Source organism: Enterobacter cloacae complex sp. P24RS (assembly GCF_014982165.1).
In the GTDB taxonomy this organism is placed as follows: domain Bacteria; phylum Pseudomonadota; class Gammaproteobacteria; order Enterobacterales; family Enterobacteriaceae; genus Enterobacter; species Enterobacter quasihormaechei.
This window is the reverse complement of sequence record NZ_JADCKU010000003.1, coordinates 56,093-75,156: the sequence shown is the minus strand read 5'-3', so window position 1 is coordinate 75,156 and position 19,064 is coordinate 56,093. Positions and strand designations below refer to the sequence as shown.

Here is a 19,064-nt window from a genome sequence, read left to right as displayed (position 1 = left end):
GAACCAACATGTCTGAACAACAAGCACAGGGCGCTGACGCGGTAGTCGATCTTAACAACGAACTGAAAACCCGCCGCGAGAAGCTGGCAGCGCTGCGCGAGCAGGGCGTGCCGTTCCCGAACGATTTTCGTCGTGACCACACCTCAGACCAACTGCACGCTGACTTCGACGGTAAAGAGAACGAAGAGCTTGAAGCGCTGAACGTTGAAGTGTCCGTGGCTGGCCGTATGATGACCCGTCGTATCATGGGTAAGGCGTCCTTCGTGACCTTACAGGACGTTGGCGGCCGCATTCAGCTGTACGTCTCCCGTGACGACCTGCCGGAAGGCATCTATAACGAGCAGTTCAAGAAGTGGGACCTGGGCGATATCCTGGGCGCAAAAGGTAAACTGTTCAAAACCAAGACCGGTGAACTGTCTATCCACTGCACCGAGCTGCGTCTGCTGACCAAAGCCCTGCGCCCGCTGCCGGACAAGTTCCACGGTTTGCAGGATCAGGAAGCGCGCTATCGTCAACGCTACCTGGACCTCATCTCTAACGATGAATCCCGTAAGACCTTCAAAATTCGCTCCCAGATCATGGCCGGTATTCGCCAGTTCATGGTTAACCGCGACTTTATGGAAGTGGAAACCCCGATGATGCAGGTGATCCCTGGCGGCGCATCTGCCCGTCCGTTCATCACCCATCACAACGCCCTGGATCTCGACATGTACCTGCGTATCGCGCCGGAACTGTACCTGAAGCGTCTGGTGGTAGGTGGTTTCGACCGCGTGTTTGAGATCAACCGTAACTTCCGTAACGAAGGCATCTCTGTGCGCCATAACCCAGAGTTCACCATGATGGAACTCTACATGGCGTATGCGGATTACAAAGATCTGATCGAGCTGACCGAATCCCTGTTCCGCACCCTGGCGCAGGATATTCTGGGCACCACCGAAGTGCCTTACGGTGAAGAAGTGTTCGACTTCGGCAAGCCATTCGAAAAACTGACCATGCGCGAAGCGATCAAGAAATACCGTCCGGAAACCGAGATGGCGGATCTGGATAACTTTGACTCTGCGAAAGCGATCGCCGAAAGCATCGGTATCAAGGTGGAGAAGAGCTGGGGTCTGGGCCGTATCGTGACCGAGATCTTCGAAGAAGTGGCAGAAGCGCACCTGATTCAGCCGACCTTCATCACCGAATACCCGGCGGAAGTGTCTCCGCTGGCGCGTCGTAATGACGAGAACCCGGAAATCACTGACCGCTTCGAATTCTTCATCGGTGGCCGCGAAATCGGCAACGGCTTCAGCGAGCTGAACGATGCAGAAGATCAGGCGCAGCGCTTCCAGGATCAGGTTAATGCGAAAGCAGCAGGCGACGACGAAGCGATGTTCTTCGACGAAGACTACGTAACCGCGCTGGAACACGGCCTGCCGCCGACGGCTGGCCTGGGTATTGGTATCGACCGTATGGTTATGCTGTTCACCAACAGCCACACCATCCGCGACGTGATCCTGTTCCCGGCGATGCGTCCGGTGAAATAAGCCGTTAAGATGTAAAAAAAGCCCCGCGCGTATTTCGCCGGGGCTTTTTTATTGCGCGGCGAAGGCGCTGAGTTCTTCGCGCGCGGCCGTCGCTTCCAGCACCATCCACGGGCTGAACGCCCACGGCGTGGCGTCCAGCGCGCGGAATAGCGCGTCCAGCTCCACCCACTGATACTCCATCACTTCGTCGCTATTGATTGCGAGGGTATTCGTGACGCGGGCCGCGTAGACCGGGCAAATCTCATTTTCAACGATCCCGGACGGGTCGGCTTCGCGATAGCGGAACGCCGGGGCAACGGGAGTGATGTCGGTGATTTCGGCGCCGATTTCAAAGCGGCAGCGGCGGATAATCGCCTGCTCCGTCGCTTCATCGGTCTGTGGATGACCGCAAACGGAGTTCGTCCACACGCCAGGCCAGGCTTTTTTACTTAAGGCGCGCCGGGTAATCAGACATTCTCCGTTAGCGTTAAACAGCCACGAAGAGAAAGCCAGGTGTAGCGGGGTGTGTGTCGTGTGCGCGGCGTACTTCTCCTGAGTGCCAATCACCTTTCCCTGGTCATTTACCAAAATAACATGTTCTTGAATACTCATTGATGCTCCAGTGCCAAAATGCCAAATGGTTCAGCACCATCAGCAGAATTATTATACTGCATTCTTGTGCGAACGGTTTGGCCCACAGAGCGGAAAAGGGCATGACCGGCATCAGTTTGGGCTGCTATCATAGTGCGCCATTCACGCTGACCGAGGAGCTGTTTTGTTTGCAGGAAGCCTGACGAGAAACCCGATCATTGCCGTTTTCTGCCTGACGCTGACGCTACTTGTAGCCGGATGCTCGGGGAGTAAATCGTCGGATATGGGCAGTTATTCCGGTGCCGTCTATACCGTTAAGCGCGGAGACACACTCTACCGCATCTCACGTGCCACGGGGACCAGCGTGAAGGAGCTGGCGCGCCTGAATAACATCTCTCCACCGTATACCATTGAGATAGGGCAGAAGCTCAAGGTTAACGGCGGTTCCTCCTCAGGGAAAAAATCCTCAACGCGCAAAACGGCCAAAGTCACGCCATCCTACCAGGTACCAAAATCTTCCTGGCCGCCGGTCGGTCAGCGCTGCTGGATCTGGCCTGCCAGCGGAAAAGTGGTGGCGCCGTACTCGCTCTCGGAAGGGGGCAATAAAGGCATTGATATCGCAGCTGCGCGCGGCACGCCGGTTTACGCGTCGGGAGCCGGGAAGGTGGTTTATGTCGGTAATCAGCTGCGCGGTTATGGCAACCTGATCATGATTAAGCATGGTGAGGACTACATTACGGCCTATGCGCATAACGACACGATGCTGGTCAACAACGGCCAGAACGTAAAGGCGGGGCAGAAGATTGCGACCATGGGCAGTACCGGGACGGATACGGTGAAGCTGCACTTCCAGATCCGCTATAAGGCCACGGCCATCGATCCGCAGCGTTATCTTCCGGCGCAGGGCAGCAAACCGAAGTGCTAAGTGATTAGATTATCGCCAGTTAGCTGTGAAGAGGCTTGTATGCAGAAGCGTAAGGTCTATAATGCCTTACGCACCTCAAAGCGGGCGTAGTTCAATGGTAGAACGAGAGCTTCCCAAGCTCTATACGAGGGTTCGATTCCCTTCGCCCGCTCCAGAATTTCCTCAAGTAGAACCGTTCGAAAAACTCTTTTTATTTCAGGATGTTGCTCAGTAGCGCTGACTAACCTGTACTGGCGTACCTGCTTCCCCCTTTCGTTCATTGTTATGATCGGTTATCGACGTAACACGGTGAGTTGCACATTTCCTGTACCCTGGATACCCTGAGATTAATCCTAATAACTCAAGGGTGAGTATGGCTAGCGGGAAGAGAAAGAATCAAAAGGAATCGCCTGAAGAAGAGTTAGATCGCCTGCTGGATGAGCTTGAACTCACACCGGAGCAACGGGAGTTTATCGAATCCATGCGAGAGGATAAGAGCGATCCCAGTAGCGAGTAACGCTTGTCTTAAGCCGAACGAGTACAAACGGCATTTTAAGACATTCTTCTCCAGGTGCAGGCAGAATCGCGGTGCCGTATTCCGGCTGTCGCTGGAGTGTCATAAATATAAATACGCGCGCGCATAATTTAAAATTAAACCCTCTTCCTTTTTACGTCATCAGGCGCCCCTGTTATATCTGTCGGCAAATTTTTTATTTCCCGGATCGCAGATGAATACACGACTCCTCCTGTGCGCTGGCGTATTAGCCGCCTCCAGTGCCCATGCCAGCGCCCTCTATTTTTATGAAGCAGGCACCGAAGATACCGCGCTTGCCGGCGCAGGGCAGGCCGCTCGTGCGCAGGATGCCTCGACAATTATGACCAACCCTGCCGGCATGACGCGGTTACCGGATCATATGGTCACCGGTGGGTTACAGGTGATGGACGGCTCCATCGATAACCAGCTGGATAACGATAACGATCAAAGCCCCGGCGACGTGATGAAAACCATCCCAAATGCCAGCGCCTTTTATAGCCAGAAGGTGACCGATAATCTCTATGCCGGGGTCGGGCTTTACGGTAATTACGGCCTGGGGATCGACTACGGCAGCTGGGCGGGCGACAGGCTGATCAAAAAGAGCACCATGGTGGCCATGACGCTCAGCCCCTCGCTGGCCTATAAGCTTAACGACCGTCTCTCGATTGGTGCGTCTGCCAACGTTAACTATGGTTACTTCTCGCTGGCCCGCAACGTTAACGATGATGACTATCGGCAACGCGATGAAGACCTGGCCATGAGCTATCGGCTTGGGCTGCTGATGCAGCTGACTGACCAGACGCGAGCCGGTATGACCTGGAACAGCGAAACGGACTACAGCTTCAATATTGACGGCAAAGCGCGTCTACAGAACGGCACCTACGACCTGCCGGTGTCGGCGCAAATCAGCGCGCCGCAGCAAATCATGCTCAGCCTGGTGCATGATATAAATCCGCGGTGGTCGGTTATGGGCGATCTCGGCTGGCAGGACTGGAGCCGGTTCGGCGCGCCGCAAATTGTTGTCGGGGACCAGCAGCTGCACAACGTCAGCCGTCTCAAGGACACGTGGCATGGCGCGGTGGGCGTGCAGTATCGTCCAACGCCTCAGTGGCGACTGAATGCCGGCGTGGCGTTCGACAGCTCGCCGTATGAAAGCCAGAGTGATGTAGCCTTAACCTTACCTACCGGCGATGAGTGGCGATTTGGCACGGGAGCCCAGTATCAGATCACCCCGGCCAGCAATATGGGTATTGCCGTTTCGTATCTTCATATGCAGTCCTCGCATGTGAAATCGCCGACGGCGTTTGCCGGAAGTTACGACCATCCTTATCTCTGGTTTGCCAGCGTCAACTACAGCTATCAGTTTTGATCGGCTAATCGCTTAAAATATATGGTCTATACTCGCAGATATTCACTGTCAGAAGGTTGTACCATGCATATTTTACCGCCTGTTCGACCCGAAAAATCCATCGAACGACTGACCGCTATCCTTGAGCCGATAGCGGAGAAAGTGCAGGTTGTCCCGCGCAAGCGACTCACGTGGTTACGGAAAGGGAAGCAGCAGATGTATCTCTTTCTGGAAGGGGAGCTGTCCCTGCTGCGGGCCTCGGATGGACTGGTGGTAGTAACCGTTTACGAGCCGCATTTGTTTGGTATCGCAGAGATGATCCAGCCTACCCAGGGGCATTTTCTGCGGGCCGAGAGGACGTCGACCATTTTACGTCTCGATGCGGACAAGGCGGCAGCGTTGTTTCGTGCCGAGGGCGTCTGGGAGGATGTTGCGGCGCTGCTCTCATACCACACGGCCTATTTGATATTCCGTGATGCGCAGGTACTACAGCAGCGTACCTATTCGGTTATTCGTAACCACCTTCAGGAAATGATTTTATTACCTGAAGAGACGCGTTTACGAACCACGATTCTGGAATATATTCAGGATCGAACGCTGCTCTCTCGCAGCAGTATACTCAATGTATTATCCGCCCTTAAGCAGGGAGAATATATTTCCTTCAAGCGCGGTGGATATCTGCTGGAAGTCAGGCATTTACCTGAATCATTCTAGCGAAAGTTTAAAATTAAACAGAAATAGAATTAACGAGGCTGTTCATTTTCTATATCGTTTGCTTTCTAAATTTTATTTTATCACGTAAACGGTATATTTATGAAAAAGACAGTTATCGCATTGATTATGGTAAATGCGTTTACCGCCACTTCAGCGTTAGCCGCCGCAGATGCGGGAACCTGGTACGGCGGAGCAAAATTCGGCTGGTCTCACTATTTTGATACCAGTACGGGTTCAAAAGCATTTGATAACAATAATTCCGACCACTTCGATTTTGACCATGATAATGTCGGCGGAGGTGTTTATACGGGTTATCAGATTACCCCATGGCTTGCGGTAGAAGGCGGTTATGACTATTTAGGAAATATGCAGATCAAGGGTCAACATAGCGCAGGGGCGCAAATGAAGACTCAGGGCCTGCAAATGTCTCTGAAGGCGAGCTACGCCCTGACCAATGACTGGGATATTTATGGCCGTGCCGGTGCAATGGGCTATCGCGCTGAATCCGATGTAAGTGGTCACAATCGCTTTGAAACCGGCGTGCGCCCGCTTGCAGCCGTAGGTACTGAATACGCCTTCAACAAAAACTGGGCGGGTCGCCTGGAGTACCAGTGGGTAAGCAACGTGGGAAATGTTAATCAGATCGGTGTGAGCAGCGACCTGAGTTCCGTCACCGCAGGGCTTAGCTATCGCTTCGGTCAGTACGACTGATGCCCGTGACATTACTCCTAATACAAACCCGGCTACCGTGTAGCCGGGTTTTTTGCATTCAGCTGGATAATAACGGTTCAAGAATGAGGTGAATATTTTGCAGGCCCGTTAAGTTTTTATCTTTCAGGTACTGCTGATTAACCATATTTAATTGTTCCAGTTTGGTCAGCGAGGCATAGACGCGTTGAACCGCACTGTCAGAAACAAAAATTTCTTTTGCGGTTGTGCCCTGAAGATACTGCGATTTTACGCTGCGCGTTAAGTTATCAATCTGCTGTTTATTTTCCTGATAAAGAGACGCGATGTGAGAAATCTGTGCCTGCGGCGGTTTCTCTCCCAGCAATACCAGCGGAATTTGCAGATGATTAATCTTTTCAACGTTATCGGGTGGGGAAGAACGACATGCTGTTAATGTGCTCAGGCTTAAGACAGCGAAAAAGAACGGCAGGCTCTTCATCGAATCACTCCGGAAAAATAATGGGACTCAGCATTATCCCTGAAGGCTACAGCGACGAAAGGTTAACCTTGTTTATTTATAAACGTTATTTCCTTAGGTAAAAGAAAAGTCCGGTGATAGCCTCCTTTCCCCCCTGTACCGCCAGCGTGAATATGTCTCCTCGAGGAAGTATGAAATTTAAAACTCTCGTTAGTGCGATGGCCGTTGCTGGTCTGCTCCTGGCCTCGTTGATCTCATTGCCCGTCCTGGCACAAAAGGACGTAAAGGAGGCAACTCCCCGTACGAAAGAAATGAATGATGCACTTTATGGGCAGTTGCCCTTCTTTGATAAAACCGATTTCCGCAATGCGCATAAAGGCTTCATCGCCCCGCTGCCGCCTGCGGTGATTAAAGATGAAAAAGGCGCTGTTATCTGGAATCCCCGGCAATATGCTTTTATCAAAGAAGGGCAAAAAGCACCTGATACCGTCAACCCGAGCCTGTGGCGTCAGGCGCAGCTGAATAATATCGGTGGTCTGTTTGAGGTCACAGAAGGCGTCTACCAGATCCGCAACCTCGATCTGTCGAATATGACGATCGTAGAGGGTAAAGAGGGGATCACGGTTATCGATCCGCTGGTGTCTGCTGAAACTGCCAAAGCGGGCATGGATCTTTACGCCAATAATCGCGGCAAACGTCCGGTTGTTGCCGTTATTTATACCCATAGCCACGTCGATCACTATGGCGGTGTGCGTGGCGTAGTGGATGAAGCCGAGGTGACGTCCGGCAAGGTGAAAGTCTATGCCCCAGCCGGTTTTATGGAAGAGGCGGTATCGGAAAATATCATGGCCGGGAATGCCATGAGCCGGCGTGCCAGCTATATCCACGGAAACCTGCTGAAGCCCGGCGTGAAGGGGCAGGTGGGGGCGGGTCTGGGGACCACCACCTCAGCAGGCACGGTGACGCTCATCGCGCCCACTCGCACTATTGTCGAAGACGGGCAGAAAGAGGTTATCGACGGTCTCACCTATGACTTTATGCTGGCCCCGGGCTCGGAAGCGCCTGCGGAAATGCTCTGGTATATAGAAGAGAAAAAGCTGATTGAAGCCGCAGAGAACGTCACCCACACGTTGCACAATACTTACTCGCTGCGCGGGGCGAAAATACACGATCCGCTGGCATGGTCAAAGTACATCAATAACGCCATCGATCGTTGGGGTGATAAAGCGGAAATCATCATCGCGCAGCACCACTGGCCCACGTGGGGTAACAAAAAAGTGGTGAAGCTGATGAAGAGCCAGCGTGATATCTACCGCTATATTAACGACCAGACGCTAAGGCTGGCGAATAAAGGGCTGACGCGGGATGAAATAGCCGCTAATTTCGCCCTGCCTTACGGGCTGGCAAAATCCTGGGCAGGCCGCGGCTACTACGGCTCGGTAAGCAACAATGTCAAAGCCACCTATGTCTACTATCTTGGCTGGTTCGACGGCAATCCGGCGACGCTCGATGAACTGCCGCCGGTCGAGGCGGCGAAAAAGTATGTCGATTACATGGGGGGAGCCAGCGCGATCCTTGAGAAAGCCCGTATTGATTACGCCAGGGGGAATTACCGCTGGGTGGCACAGGTGGTCAGTAAAGTCGTCTTCGCCGATCCAGATAATAAAGCGGCGCGCGAACTGGAAGCCGACGCGCTTGAACAGCTGGGATACCAGGCCGAGTCAGGGCCGTGGCGTAACGCCTACCTCACCGGTGCGCAGGAGCTGCGTCACGGCGTGAAGAAAATGCCGACGCCCAAAACTGCCAGCCCGGATGCGGTCCGCGCCATGTCGACGGAGATGATTTTCGATTATTTCGGCGTTCACCTTAACGGCGTCAGGGCCGCGAATATCAGCGGCATTTTTAACGTTGATTTAGGCCGTGAGGGCGGCAGGTATAAGCTGGAGCTGGAAAATGGCGTGCTAAACCATAGCGCCAACGCTCAGGCAGAAGATCCGGATGCGACCATAACGCTCAGCCGGGGAACGCTGAACAAAATCATCCTTAAAGAAACCACGCTGAAAAAGGCGCAACAGGCAGGTGAGGTGACGATCGTCGGCAATGCCGCGAAGGTGGATGACATGCTGCGCTGCATGGAAAGCTTCCGTTTCTGGTTTTCTCTCGTTACCCCTTGAACGTAAAAAAGGCTGCTTTCGCAGCCTTTTAGCATTCGCATGCAATAATTTGCCGCGTGGCGGCTTCGCCTTGATCGTTAAATGACGCCATCCCCGCCGTCTGAACACCATACCTGGCCGGATGTGTATGAACACTCATCCGAGGCAAGCGTGACGTACAGCGGCGCGATTTCGACGGGCTGACCCGGACGCCCCAGCGGGGTGCTCTCGCCAAAGTGTTTCACTTTTTCCTGCGGCTGACCGCCGCTGGGCTGGAGCACGGTCCAGTAAGGTCCGGGCGCTACCGCGTTAACGCGTATCCCTTTCGGCCCCAGCTGCTTCGCCAGCGCTTTGGTGAACACCGCGAGACAGGCTTTGGTCTGCGCATAGTCAAGCAGTACGGCGCTTGGTTTTACCGCCTGTACGGATGAGGTGTTGATAATGGACGCGGGGGCCTTCAGGTGGCGTAGCGCCGCCTTGGTGATCCAGAAAGGCGCGTAAACGTTGGTTTTAAAGGTCGCGTCAAAATCTTCCGTGGTCAGCTCTTCGAGCGACTCGCGGTACTGCTGGCGGCCAGCGTTATTCACCAGGATATCCAGCCCGCCCAGCTTGCTGACGGCCTGCTCCACGAGGTTCTGACAGAAGGTTTCGTCCCGTACGTCGCCCGGCAGCGCGACGGCGTTGCGCCCTTCGGCTTTAATCAGGGCAATCACCTCGGCTGCGTCTTCTTCCTCTTCCGGCAGGTAGTTTATCGCCACGTCTGCCCCTTCGCGGGCATAGGCAATGGCTACCGCGCGCCCGATGCCGGAGTCACCCCCGGTGATAAGCGCTTTTTTACCGGTAAGCCGGCCATGCCCTTTGTAGCTTGTCTCGCCGTGATCGGGAACAGGGTCCATTTCAGAGGCCAGGCCCGGTGGCGTCTGGGGCTGTTCCGGGAAAGGGGGCGTTGGGTAAGCGTTCGTACGTTGTTCATTATCACTCATAGCTAACTCCTTGTTAGGGGTGAGATTTGATGGATAGGTACAGCGTTAACGCTTCGCTGAATTATTTTTGCAGGTGGCTGACCCGCACGACGGGCGGTGATGATTTTTTATCGAGCGAGCCGCTAATACTGATCATGTTGTCAGGCTCCACGGTTCTGTCATCAAATACGGCTTTCGGAATAACAACATCTATTTTCCCGGTTTTATCCTGAAATACGTATTTATCGTCCTTCCCGTCAATAAGGTTGCCGCGCAGTGAAATAGAGGCGCCGTCATGCATCTCTTTCGCCTGAGTTATCGTCATAATGCGCGCATCATCAGTACCACGATAACCGCTGTCCAGCGCATGCGGTGGTGGGGGCGCTTCACCCTTTTGTAACCCGCCGTTATTATCTGCCCATGCAGAAGGGATAATTAATATTAACAAAGCTGTAATGGCTGATAATTTCATCTGATATCCTTCATTTTGCATGTCTTGACTTATTAAGTATTGTTGCTATTCCTTTATGTGGCAAATGTGATAAGTCTTAAAAGCATTTGCGTAGAAAAATCATAAATTTCGGCAATTAAGCGAAACGGTGACGAAAGCCATGGAACCTGAAAATGAAAAAGTGCCCGGGATAAAAGAGAGTAATCGTTTACTGACGTTTGAGTATGGATTTCGTCAGGTTGGTTTTATTGTCCTGTTAGCTATTATCGTGGCCGCGATCGCCGGCCTGTTTTCCAGCGGTGTGCTCAGCGACGTGGAGAAAACAAACGAAGCAAAATCCCTGAATCTGAGCTATGAGCGCTTCGGCCGCCGCCAAACCGAATCGCGGATGGCGCTCACCTTCCCGGTAAAAGCTGAGGGCAAATACACCCTCAGCCTGACCAGCGAAAGCAGCGACGTGTATGAGCCAGGCAGCGTCTGGCCGCAGCCGGACAGCATGTATAGCCGTGGGAATGCCCTGTTTCTTGTCTACGATAACTTAAAACAGAGCGATAAGTTCACCGTTTTGCTGTTCATCACGCCGACAAAAGCAGGGAAATGGACAAACAGTATCCGCGTAAACAACGAGCCAGATATCCGCTTCTGGCAGTTTATTTACCCCTAGGAGTCGAATATGGACATGGTTTTTCGTGCCCTGGCAATATACCTGTTTCTGGTTATCGTGTTTAAAGTCGCCGGGCGGCGCGCCCTGCTGCAAATGACCAGTTTTGACCTTATTTTGCTCTTAATTATCAGTGAGGCGACACAGCAGGCGCTACTGGGCGAAGATTTTTCCGTTACCGGGGCGATGATTACAATAACAACGCTGGTGGTAGTGGATATTATTTTTGGCCTGATGAAAAAATATTCTTCCTCCGTTGAGAATGTTCTTGATGGCACGCCGGTGATATTGGTAGAGAATGGTGTTCCCATTGCGGATAAACTGAAAAAAGTCGATGTATCCTGCGATGATATATTGGTTTCAGCACGCCAGAATCACGGCATAACGGAATTAAAAGATATTAAGTACGCAATCCTTGAGCGTAACGGCCATATTTCGATTATTCCTGAAGAAAATTAATTAAGGGGCACATCCATGAGCAACCTTATTCACGATAACAACACGACCATCAGCGAGCTGACGAAAAAGCTCGCCACAACGCTCACAGACAGAGGGCTGCGTATGACCACGGCGGAGTCCTGTACCGGCGGTAATCTGGCGGTGGCGCTCTGTGCAGAAGAAAACACCGCAGAGTTTTATGACGTGGGCATGGTGGTATTCAGCGACGAAGCGAAGGAGCGGATCCTGGGCGTTAACCACGACACGATTGAACGGTTCACCGCCGTCAGCGAGCAGACGGTGACCGAGATGGCTGCGAAAATTCGCGATATTGCCGAGGCGGATATCGGCGTTGCCATCAGCGGCTATGCGGGGCCGGAAGGCGGAGACGATGGCACCGCAGCCGGTACGGTCTGCTTTGGCTGGAATATTTGCGGACAGACGGAAACCCGCACCGTGCTGTTCTCCGGGGAATGTCAGGATGTGGTGGAAAAAGCGGTGCGTTATTCGCTGTCTGAACTGATCGAAATACTTTCCGGCTGGGATAACGTCTGAAACAAGGGGAAAGGCTATGGCTGTCATCGTAATTACCGGCGGTACGGCGGGCGTGGGGAAAGCCACGGCGCTGCACTTTGCTAAAGCGGGCTACGACGTGGGCATTATTGCCCGCGATGAGCAGAGCCTGCGCTCCACGGAAGAGGAGTTACGCCGTTTCGGGATCAACGCGTGTGCCGTTCAGGCCGACGTGGCGGACAGCAAGGCGGTGACCGAGGCTGCCAACGAGATTGAATACCGGCTAGGGGCCATTGACGTGTGGGTGAATAACGCCATGGGCGGGATGCTGGCGCCGTTTCGCACCATGTCCCCTGAGGAGTTTCGCCGCGTCACCGAGGTGACCTATCTGGGCTATGTTAACGGCACACGCGCCGCGCTGGAGTTAATGACGCCTCGTGACCGGGGAACGATTATTCAGGTTGGCTCCGCGCTGGCCTACCGCTCCATTCCCTTGCAGTCAGCCTACTGTGGGGCGAAGGCCGCGATCCGCGGGTTTACCGACGCTGTGCGCACCGAGCTGATGCATGAAAACAGCCGGGTGCAGATCGCCATGGTTCAGATGCCGGGCCTCAACACGCCGCAGTTCGAGTGGGCGAGGAATAAATTTGCCTGGGCTATGCGACCGGTTCCCCCCGTGTTTCAGCCGGAAGTGGCTGCCAGCGCGATTTACAAGGTAGCGCAAAAACCGGTGCGGGAGCTGTGGGTGGGCAGCAGCACGATCCAGTCGATTGTCGGGCAATTCCTTTTCCCCGGTTTTCTGGACCGGCTGATGGTCAAAAAAGCCTGGGAAGGGCAGATGACCGATACGCTGAATGCGGAGGATCGCCAGGACTATCTGGATCGGCCGGTTAACGATCTGCATAAAATCCACGGGCACTTCACCAACGAAGCAAAAGAGCGCGCCACCAGCGTCACCTCCGGTATGCCGGGCAAAGTGCTGCTCGGATCCCTTGCCGTCACGGGCGCGATCGTGGCTCGTCTGCTGCTCTCCCGGAGACGCTAATCAGCGCAACGCGGTACGATCGGTCCAGAACCAGCGGTAGCCGTAGCCGCTGAGGTTAAGCTCAACGGTTTTACCGCAAATCAGCGCGTCGTCGTAGCGTTTGTCCGCCAGGCAGGCGGTCCAGGTGGCGTGTCGGATCCCTCTGGCGGTAAAATTAACGGACTTATCGCTGAAGTTAACGAAGGTCAGGATGCTGCGCGTATCGGTTTCGTAATAGATCCCCAGCACCGCATCGCTGTCGATAGTGATGAGGCGAAACGGCGCGACGCCGATTTCAGGAAACTCGGAGCGTGTATTGGCGATGTCGATAATGCGGTGCAGAAGCGAGCTGCGGTGCAACAGGGAGTCCGCCACGTTGATTTTCTGGTAGCGGTACGGACCGTGGTCAATGATCGGGGCGATAAAGGTATCCGGGTCGGCATCTGAGAAGCCGCCGCCTTGCGATCCGGCCCACTGCATCGGAGTGCGGACGGCGTAACGCTCTTCCAGATCCAAATCATCCCCCATGCCAATCTCATCCCCGTAGCGCATGACCGGTACGCCCGGCAGTGAAAATAAGACCGCATGGCAAAAGGCCAGCCGCTTTCGATCGCCATTAAGCATCGGCGCCAGACGGCGGCGGATCCCACGCTGATACACGCTCATCTCTTCATCCGGGGCAAAGGCATCAACGACGGTTTGCTTCGCTTTTTTCCCTATCCCTTCCAGGTCCAGCTCATCATGATTGCGCAGCCAGTTGGCGAAACAGCAGGAGTCTGGCGGCACAATCATCTTCTTTACCGCGTTGCGCAGCGGTCGCGCGCTTTTCTCCGCAAGGCTCACGTAGAAGTACTTATTGAGCCAGAAATTCAGCACCAGATTCAGCCGATCGTTCTGCCCAAAATACGCTTTGTAGGCTTCGACCTCCACGTCGACTTCGCCGAGCAGGATCGCGTCCGGGTTACGCTGCTCGATAAGACGCCGCAGGTGTTCCAGGATCCACAGCCCGCGTTTTTCATCCCCACGCCCGGCCTGTTTTGTCAGGTGCGATGCCGCATCCAGACGAAAGCCCGACACCCCGAGCTTTAGCCAGAAGATGATGATGTTCTCAACTTCCTTCAGCACCGCAGGGGAAGCCAGATTAAGATCCGGCTCGTGGCGATAGAACATATGCCGGTAGAATTGCCCCGCCTCGTCGTCCCATGTCCAGACGCTCTTTTCCACGCCAGGGAACATTGGGGGCGTATCGTCCTCGTCCGTGTCGGACCAGAGGTAATAGTCCCGGTAGGGTGACTGCGGGTTGCGGCGGGCCTGCTGAAACCAGGGATGCGCATCCGAGGTATGCTGGATCAGCAGTTCAATAATGACCTTCATCCCCAGCTCCCGCGCCTGCTCAATGAAGGCGATAATATCGTTGAGCTTGCCGAAGCGGGGATCGACCTGCAAATGGTCGCTCACGTCATAGCCTTCATCGAGAAAAGGCGTGAGGTAAAACGGGGTGATCCAGATAACCGTCGCGCCCATCCGGCGAATGTAGCGCAGCTTCGCGGCGATCCCGGCGATGTCGCCGCAGCCATCGCCGTTAAGATCGTAAAACAGGGCGGTATCAATCTGGTAAATAATGGCGCGTGTATGCCAGCCTGCCATAGCAATCCTTAGTGATAACCTTCGGTATCAGACACTTTGCCCCGGAAGACGTAGTAGCTCCAGGCGGTGTAAACCAGGATCACCGGAACGATGAGCAGCGTGCCGATCAGCATAAACAGCTGGCTGGCAGGCGGCGCGGAGGCTTCCCACAGGGTAATGTGCGGCGGAATAATGTGTGGCCACAGGCTGATGCCCAGCCCGCTAAAGCCGAGAAAGATTAAGCCCAGCGTCAGCAGGAACGGGCGGGCGTGGCTGTCGGGATTGCGCGTCAGCCGCCAGATCCACAGGCTGAATACCGCCACCAGTACAGGGACCGGCAGGAACCAGAAGAAGTTGGGCAGAGTGAACCAGCGCTCGGCGACAAACTGCCAGCCGAGTGGCGTCCAGATGCTCACCACCGCAATGACGGCGATCAGCGCCAGCAGCACGTGACGGGTCAGCTCGCGCATTCGGTTTTGCAGCGCCCCTTCGCTTTTCATGATTAGCCACGTGGTGGCCAGCAGGGTATAGGCGACAATTAAGCCCAGCCCGCAGAACAGGTTGAACGGCGTGAACCAGTCCAGCGAGGAACCGACAAAGCGTCGCCCTTCGACGTCAAAGCCGTTGATCATCGCGCCGACCACGATCCCCTGGCTGAAGGTCGCGAGCAGGGAGCCGCCAGCAAAGGAGTAATCCCAGAACTTGCGGTGGGAAGGGGTTGCCTTGAAGCGAAACTCAAACGCGACGCCGCGGAAAATCAGCCCGATCAGCATGGCCGTCAGCGGGATGGTCAGAGCATCGATAATCACCGCGTAGGCCAGCGGGAACGCGCCGAACAGCCCCGCGCCGCCGAGAACCAGCCAGGTTTCATTTCCGTCCCAGACCGGGGCGACGCTGTTCACCATCACGTCGCGCTCTTTGGCATCGCCCACAAAGCTGAACAGCATGCCGATACCGAGATCGAAGCCGTCCATGATGATGTACATCAGCGTGGCGAAGACAATAATGGCAAACCAGATGACCGGGATATCGACGCCCATCAGATCTTCTCCTCTTCCGGAACGGACTCGGCGGCGGACAGCGGACGGGCAGGGGTGCCCGACGTGTTAGACGTCAGCGTGCCGACAGGCTGTGGCCCTTTCTTAATTAACCGGGCGAGATACACATAGCCCACGCCAAACACTGAACAGTAAACCACGATAAAGGCCAGCAGGCTGATGCTCATCTGCAACGTGCTGTGCAGAGACACCGCGTCTATCGTGCGCAGATAGCCGTAGACGACCCACGGCTGACGGCCTACCTCGGTGGTGACCCATCCGGCGAGCAGCGCGAGCAGTCCGGCTGGCCCCATGCAGAGGGCAAACCAGTGGAATGGCCGGGAGTGGTAAAGCCGACGGCGATAGCGCAGCCAGACGCTCAGCACGCCAAGCGTAATCATCAGCAGGCCCATGCCGACCATAATGCGGAAGGACCAGAAGACGATGAGCGAGTTCGGACGGTCCTCTTTCGGGAAATCTTTTAGCGCAGGCACCTGTTTATCCAGGCTGTGCGTCAGGATCAGGCTGCCGAGGGCCGGAATTTCAAGCCCGTATTTGGTGCGCTCTTCTTCCATATCCGGTACGCCAAACAGCAGCAGCGGGGTGGCCTCGCCCGGCGGATTTTCCCAGTGGCCTTCAATCGCGGCGATTTTGGCCGGCTGATGCTCAAGCGTATTCAGTCCGTGCATATCCCCGACCACGGCCTGAATGGGTGCGACCAGCAGCGCCATCCACATGGCCATGGAGAACATCTTGCGGATCGCGGGCGTATCGTTACCGCGCAGGAGATGCCATGCCCCGGACGCGCCCACAAACAAGGCGCTGCACAGGAAGGCGGCAATGGACATATGGATCAGGCGGTAAGGGAAAGAGGGGTTAAAGATGATGGCCAGCCAGTCTTCGGGAATAACCTGTCCGTTCTGAATACTGAAGCCCTGCGGGGTGTGCATCCAGCTGTTGGAGGCGAGGATCCAGAAGGTGGACATCAGCGTGCCCAGCGCCACCATGCAGGTGGCAAAGAAGTGCAGGCCGGGGCCAACCTTGTTCCAGCCGAACAGCATCACGCCCAGGAAACCGGCTTCCAGGAAGAAGGCAGTTAAAACTTCATAGGTGAGAAGGGGGCCGGTTATGCTGCCCGCGAACTGGGAAAAGCCGCTCCAGTTAGTGCCAAACTGGTAAGCCATCACCAGCCCGGAAACCACGCCCATGCCAAAGTTCACGGCGAAAATCTTTAGCCAGAAATGGTATAGCGAGCGCCAGACATCGTTTTTTGTGCGAAGCCACATGCCTTCGAGTACCACCAGATAGCTCGCAAGCCCGATGGTGATCGCAGGGAAGAGAATATGAAAAGAGACGGTAAAGGCGAACTGGATCCTGGCCAGATGAAACGCATCGAGCTCGAACATGCTCCGTACCTCTGGAACTGATAGCGCACATGGTATTGCCAGGCAGCCTCAGGCGGCCTGGCAAAACCGGTTACGGTTTTTTCTTACCCGCACCAAGCTCGGCGCCGGTAAGCGGATCGGCATCAGGATCGGATTTCGTGCGCGCGCACATCGCTTTGACCAGCGTGGCCTGCTCTGTTGTGAGCGTCACGCTTGCGCCACCGTCACCACCATCGACCGCTGGCTGAGGAGATTCCACGTAGTCGAAGTGCTTATCGCTGTTCCAGCTGCCGCGAACTTCTCCCCCCTCAGACATATTGTAGTACTTGTTGGTGTACTCTTCGATTGGCGGCAGTTTACCCGGTGGGAAATTGTTACGGATCGACTGGAGTGCCTTCTCAAATGAGAGCTGGTGCGCTGCCTCACGCGTCATTAGAAACGCCAGCGCATCTTTAACACCCGGATCGTCCGTTACGTTAATCAACCGCTCGTAGATAATCTTGGCGCGCGCCTCTGCCGCTATGTTAGAGCGCAGGTCGGCTGTGGGTTCGCCAATGGTATCTACATAGGCTGCCGTCCAGGGCACGCCCGCGGAGTTGGTCAGCGGCGTGCCGCCACCGTAGAGCAGGGAGGTGATATGACTGTCGTTGCCGTTCTCGGTCATGGACCGGTACAGCTCCGCTTCATTTTCAACGCCTTCCGCCAGCTCACCTTTCGCACCCTTATTCAGCATACCCACCAGGGTGCCGATAATTTCCAGGTGGCTTAACTCCTCGGTCGCGATATCCATCAGCATATCTTTACGACCGGGATCGTCGTCGCTCAGTCCCTGCGTAAAGTAACGACATGCCGCGGCAAGTTCGCCCTGTGGCCCGCCAAACTGCTCAAGCAGCAGGTTGGCCAGGCCCGGATTCGGTTCGGCTACGCGGACCGTGTATTGCAGCTGTTTTACGTGTCGAAACATAGGTTCTCCCTCTTCCGTTATTTTTTCGCTTCAACGCCGTCCGCGTCGGAACGCAGCAGGAACTGTTCCGTCGTCTGAGGGATATGTTGAATCAGCCAGTCCGCCATCTGGCGCTCTTCTTCCAGAATGGACTCAATGGCAGGAATGGAGGCGGTATCGCCCGCTTTCCTGGCCGCAGCCAGCAGGGAGGTGTAGCAGGCAATTTCAAACTGCTCAAAAACGTAGCCGCTGATAGAGCCTTTAACAATTTCATCGGAAGGGAACATGCCGCCAATGGACTGGCCGAGTGCCGCCATTTTGCTCATAGAGTCTTTGATGACCGAGCGGGAAATATCGTTGCGGTCGAGAATTTCTTCCAGCACGGTAATTTGATGTTTAGTCTCATTAACGTGTTGTTCAATTCGTGCACGTAAGTCGGGATAATTATCGATACGGCTGGCCATTGATTCCAGCATTGATTCGGCTTGCTTTTCCATCGCATGGGCATCGCGTAGCCAATCATGGTAGTGTTCTACATGATTCATAATTAACTCCTGGTAGTTTATATTCTGGTTAATTTTTGGTGCTGATGCTCATCAAATTAGTATTTATCCTTTCTGGGCTTTTTGATTAATATTGCCGACAGCCAGATCGGTTAATTTGAGATCGGTTTCTTTTTCTTCTTCCAGCGTTTCGGCAAGAAGTTTAACGGCTTTTTTATAGCCTAATTGTTCTGCCAGGGTGGCCAGGGTGCCGTAGCTGGCAATTTCGTAGTGCTCGACTTTCTGCGCAGCGGCAATTAAGGCGGCATCACGAACTTCATTTTTCTCTGTGCTCTCAATCACTTCGTTGGCTTCTTCAATTAAGCCTTCCATCGCAACGCATTTCATGCGCTTGAGCTTGAGGCCAGATTCCTGCTCAATAATCTGATCGATACGTTCGATCTGTCCCTGCGTCTCTTCGAGGTGAGCCGTGAACGCGGCGCTCAGCTTCTCGCTGGATGCGGCGCGGGCTAATTTGCTTAACGCGCGGGTCAGCTGCTTCTCAGCGCTGTAAGTATCGGATAACAGGTGTATAAATACATCTTCAACACTTTTCATATTCATATATTCGCTCCAGTGAAATAA

The 19,064-nt window shown here is 54.5% G+C and carries 20 protein-coding genes and 1 tRNA gene; 11 read left to right on the top strand and 10 right to left on the bottom strand.

Features of this window, described 5'->3' with window-relative positions; translation table 11 throughout:
* Window positions 1-8 precede the first annotated feature (8 nt).
* Entirely contained in the window at window positions 9-1,526 is a 1,518-nt protein-coding gene (gene lysS, locus INF58_RS02945; RefSeq protein WP_006811868.1) for a lysine--tRNA ligase, read from the top strand.
* Window positions 1,527-1,574: 48 nt separating this feature from the next.
* Here the strand turns inward: lysS and idi are convergent, their stop codons facing one another.
* Window positions 1,575-2,117, bottom strand: coding sequence for an isopentenyl-diphosphate Delta-isomerase (gene idi / locus INF58_RS02940; RefSeq protein WP_193526966.1), 543 nt, complete (start codon window positions 2,115-2,117; stop codon window positions 1,575-1,577).
* Between the two features lie 163 nt (window positions 2,118-2,280).
* On the opposite strand from idi, the gene actS reads away from it, so the two are divergent.
* From actS to INF58_RS02915, 5 genes are all read left to right on the top strand, one after another.
* A complete protein-coding gene (actS, locus tag INF58_RS02935; protein ID WP_038416673.1) occupies window positions 2,281-3,021 on the top strand; it encodes an amidase activator ActS in 741 nt (246 codons plus the stop codon).
* Window positions 3,022-3,101: 80 nt separating this feature from the next.
* Window positions 3,102-3,175, top strand: a tRNA-Gly gene (locus tag INF58_RS02930).
* A gap of 553 nt (window positions 3,176-3,728) precedes the next feature.
* Complete coding sequence (locus INF58_RS02925) at window positions 3,729-4,904, top strand: OmpP1/FadL family transporter (protein WP_193526965.1); 1,176 nt, start codon at window positions 3,729-3,731, stop codon at window positions 4,902-4,904.
* Window positions 4,905-4,967: 63 nt separating this feature from the next.
* A complete protein-coding gene (locus tag INF58_RS02920) occupies window positions 4,968-5,597 on the top strand; it encodes a winged helix-turn-helix transcriptional regulator (protein ID WP_063451976.1) in 630 nt (209 codons plus the stop codon).
* 99 nt (window positions 5,598-5,696) lie between these two features.
* Window positions 5,697-6,308, top strand: a complete 612-nt coding sequence (locus tag INF58_RS02915; RefSeq protein ID WP_107533676.1) for an outer membrane beta-barrel protein — start codon at window positions 5,697-5,699, stop codon at window positions 6,306-6,308.
* Window positions 6,309-6,366: 58 nt separating this feature from the next.
* Here INF58_RS02915 and INF58_RS02910 read toward each other — a convergent pair whose 3' ends face one another.
* On the bottom strand, window positions 6,367-6,765 hold the full coding sequence (locus tag INF58_RS02910; RefSeq protein ID WP_193526964.1) for a hypothetical protein: 399 nt from the start codon (window positions 6,763-6,765) through the stop codon (window positions 6,367-6,369).
* 170 nt (window positions 6,766-6,935) lie between these two features.
* Between INF58_RS02910 and INF58_RS02905 the strand changes: the two genes are divergently transcribed.
* Entirely contained in the window at window positions 6,936-8,918 is a 1,983-nt protein-coding gene (locus INF58_RS02905; RefSeq protein ID WP_193526963.1) for an alkyl/aryl-sulfatase, read from the top strand.
* Between the two features lie 77 nt (window positions 8,919-8,995).
* On the opposite strand, the gene INF58_RS02900 is transcribed toward INF58_RS02905, so the two are convergent.
* Complete coding sequence (locus INF58_RS02900) at window positions 8,996-9,880, bottom strand: SDR family oxidoreductase (protein ID WP_063869213.1); 885 nt, start codon at window positions 9,878-9,880, stop codon at window positions 8,996-8,998.
* Between the two features lie 61 nt (window positions 9,881-9,941).
* Window positions 9,942-10,331, bottom strand: a complete 390-nt coding sequence (locus INF58_RS02895; RefSeq protein ID WP_063869470.1) for a YdeI family stress tolerance OB fold protein — start codon at window positions 10,329-10,331, stop codon at window positions 9,942-9,944.
* Between the two features lie 139 nt (window positions 10,332-10,470).
* On the opposite strand from INF58_RS02895, the gene INF58_RS02890 reads away from it, so the two are divergent.
* From INF58_RS02890 to INF58_RS02875, 4 genes are read left to right on the top strand one after another with little or no spacing between them, the layout of a single operon-like run.
* A complete protein-coding gene (locus tag INF58_RS02890; protein ID WP_193526962.1) occupies window positions 10,471-10,974 on the top strand; it encodes a hypothetical protein in 504 nt (167 codons plus the stop codon).
* Window positions 10,975-10,983: 9 nt separating this feature from the next.
* Window positions 10,984-11,430: a DUF421 domain-containing protein gene (locus INF58_RS02885; protein WP_063451971.1), complete on the top strand. Its 447-nt coding sequence runs from the start codon at window positions 10,984-10,986 to the stop codon at window positions 11,428-11,430.
* Window positions 11,431-11,445: 15 nt separating this feature from the next.
* Window positions 11,446-11,964 carry a 2-oxo-tetronate isomerase gene (locus tag INF58_RS02880; protein ID WP_063451970.1) on the top strand — a complete coding sequence of 173 codons (519 nt, stop codon included), beginning with the start codon at window positions 11,446-11,448 and terminating at the stop codon, window positions 11,962-11,964.
* A gap of 16 nt (window positions 11,965-11,980) precedes the next feature.
* Window positions 11,981-12,967 (top strand): SDR family oxidoreductase, encoded by a 987-nt coding sequence (locus INF58_RS02875; RefSeq protein WP_193526961.1) that lies wholly within the window; start codon window positions 11,981-11,983, stop codon window positions 12,965-12,967.
* Here INF58_RS02875 and INF58_RS02870 read toward each other — a convergent pair whose 3' ends face one another.
* The 6 genes from INF58_RS02870 to INF58_RS02845 all read right to left on the bottom strand — a co-directional run bounded on the left by INF58_RS02870 (window position 12,968) and on the right by INF58_RS02845 (window position 19,043).
* Window positions 12,968-14,593: an alpha-amylase family protein gene (locus tag INF58_RS02870; RefSeq protein ID WP_193526960.1), complete on the bottom strand. Its 1,626-nt coding sequence runs from the start codon at window positions 14,591-14,593 to the stop codon at window positions 12,968-12,970.
* Between the two features lie 8 nt (window positions 14,594-14,601).
* Window positions 14,602-15,612 (bottom strand): cytochrome d ubiquinol oxidase subunit II, encoded by a 1,011-nt coding sequence (gene cydB / locus INF58_RS02865; protein ID WP_063451967.1) that lies wholly within the window; start codon window positions 15,610-15,612, stop codon window positions 14,602-14,604.
* Complete coding sequence (locus tag INF58_RS02860; RefSeq protein WP_003862857.1) at window positions 15,612-17,015, bottom strand: cytochrome ubiquinol oxidase subunit I; 1,404 nt, start codon at window positions 17,013-17,015, stop codon at window positions 15,612-15,614. The genes cydB and INF58_RS02860 overlap by 1 nt, the downstream gene beginning before the upstream one ends.
* Before the next feature lie 70 nt (window positions 17,016-17,085).
* Window positions 17,086-17,958, bottom strand: coding sequence for a manganese catalase family protein (locus INF58_RS02855; RefSeq protein WP_063869221.1), 873 nt, complete (start codon window positions 17,956-17,958; stop codon window positions 17,086-17,088).
* Window positions 17,959-17,975: 17 nt separating this feature from the next.
* On the bottom strand, window positions 17,976-18,482 hold the full coding sequence (locus tag INF58_RS02850; protein ID WP_107533669.1) for a ferritin-like domain-containing protein: 507 nt from the start codon (window positions 18,480-18,482) through the stop codon (window positions 17,976-17,978).
* A gap of 63 nt (window positions 18,483-18,545) precedes the next feature.
* Window positions 18,546-19,043, bottom strand: a complete 498-nt coding sequence (locus INF58_RS02845; protein WP_063451964.1) for a ferritin-like domain-containing protein — start codon at window positions 19,041-19,043, stop codon at window positions 18,546-18,548.
* Window positions 19,044-19,064: the final 21 nt, after the last annotated feature.

What these genes read in the sequence shown, in the direction of transcription:
- lysS (WP_006811868.1), top strand. Translation starts at nt 9, where the DNA reads ATGTCTGAACAACAAGCACAGGGCGCTGACGCGGTAGTCGATCTTAAC.
- idi (WP_193526966.1), bottom strand. Translation starts at nt 2,117, where the DNA reads ATGAGTATTCAAGAACATGTTATTTTGGTAAATGACCAGGGAAAGGTG.
- INF58_RS02925 (WP_193526965.1), top strand. Translation starts at nt 3,729, where the DNA reads ATGAATACACGACTCCTCCTGTGCGCTGGCGTATTAGCCGCCTCCAGT.
- INF58_RS02920 (WP_063451976.1), top strand. Translation starts at nt 4,968, where the DNA reads ATGCATATTTTACCGCCTGTTCGACCCGAAAAATCCATCGAACGACTG.
- INF58_RS02915 (WP_107533676.1), top strand. Translation starts at nt 5,697, where the DNA reads ATGAAAAAGACAGTTATCGCATTGATTATGGTAAATGCGTTTACCGCC.
- INF58_RS02910 (WP_193526964.1), bottom strand. Translation starts at nt 6,765, where the DNA reads ATGAAGAGCCTGCCGTTCTTTTTCGCTGTCTTAAGCCTGAGCACATTA.
- INF58_RS02905 (WP_193526963.1), top strand. Translation starts at nt 6,936, where the DNA reads ATGAAATTTAAAACTCTCGTTAGTGCGATGGCCGTTGCTGGTCTGCTC.
- INF58_RS02900 (WP_063869213.1), bottom strand. Translation starts at nt 9,880, where the DNA reads ATGAGTGATAATGAACAACGTACGAACGCTTACCCAACGCCCCCTTTC.
- INF58_RS02895 (WP_063869470.1), bottom strand. Translation starts at nt 10,331, where the DNA reads ATGAAATTATCAGCCATTACAGCTTTGTTAATATTAATTATCCCTTCT.
- INF58_RS02890 (WP_193526962.1), top strand. Translation starts at nt 10,471, where the DNA reads ATGGAACCTGAAAATGAAAAAGTGCCCGGGATAAAAGAGAGTAATCGT.
- INF58_RS02885 (WP_063451971.1), top strand. Translation starts at nt 10,984, where the DNA reads ATGGACATGGTTTTTCGTGCCCTGGCAATATACCTGTTTCTGGTTATC.
- INF58_RS02880 (WP_063451970.1), top strand. Translation starts at nt 11,446, where the DNA reads ATGAGCAACCTTATTCACGATAACAACACGACCATCAGCGAGCTGACG.
- INF58_RS02875 (WP_193526961.1), top strand. Translation starts at nt 11,981, where the DNA reads ATGGCTGTCATCGTAATTACCGGCGGTACGGCGGGCGTGGGGAAAGCC.
- INF58_RS02870 (WP_193526960.1), bottom strand. Translation starts at nt 14,593, where the DNA reads ATGGCAGGCTGGCATACACGCGCCATTATTTACCAGATTGATACCGCC.
- cydB (WP_063451967.1), bottom strand. Translation starts at nt 15,612, where the DNA reads ATGGGCGTCGATATCCCGGTCATCTGGTTTGCCATTATTGTCTTCGCC.
- INF58_RS02860 (WP_003862857.1), bottom strand. Translation starts at nt 17,015, where the DNA reads ATGTTCGAGCTCGATGCGTTTCATCTGGCCAGGATCCAGTTCGCCTTT.
- INF58_RS02855 (WP_063869221.1), bottom strand. Translation starts at nt 17,958, where the DNA reads ATGTTTCGACACGTAAAACAGCTGCAATACACGGTCCGCGTAGCCGAA.
- INF58_RS02850 (WP_107533669.1), bottom strand. Translation starts at nt 18,482, where the DNA reads ATGAATCATGTAGAACACTACCATGATTGGCTACGCGATGCCCATGCG.
- INF58_RS02845 (WP_063451964.1), bottom strand. Translation starts at nt 19,043, where the DNA reads ATGAATATGAAAAGTGTTGAAGATGTATTTATACACCTGTTATCCGAT.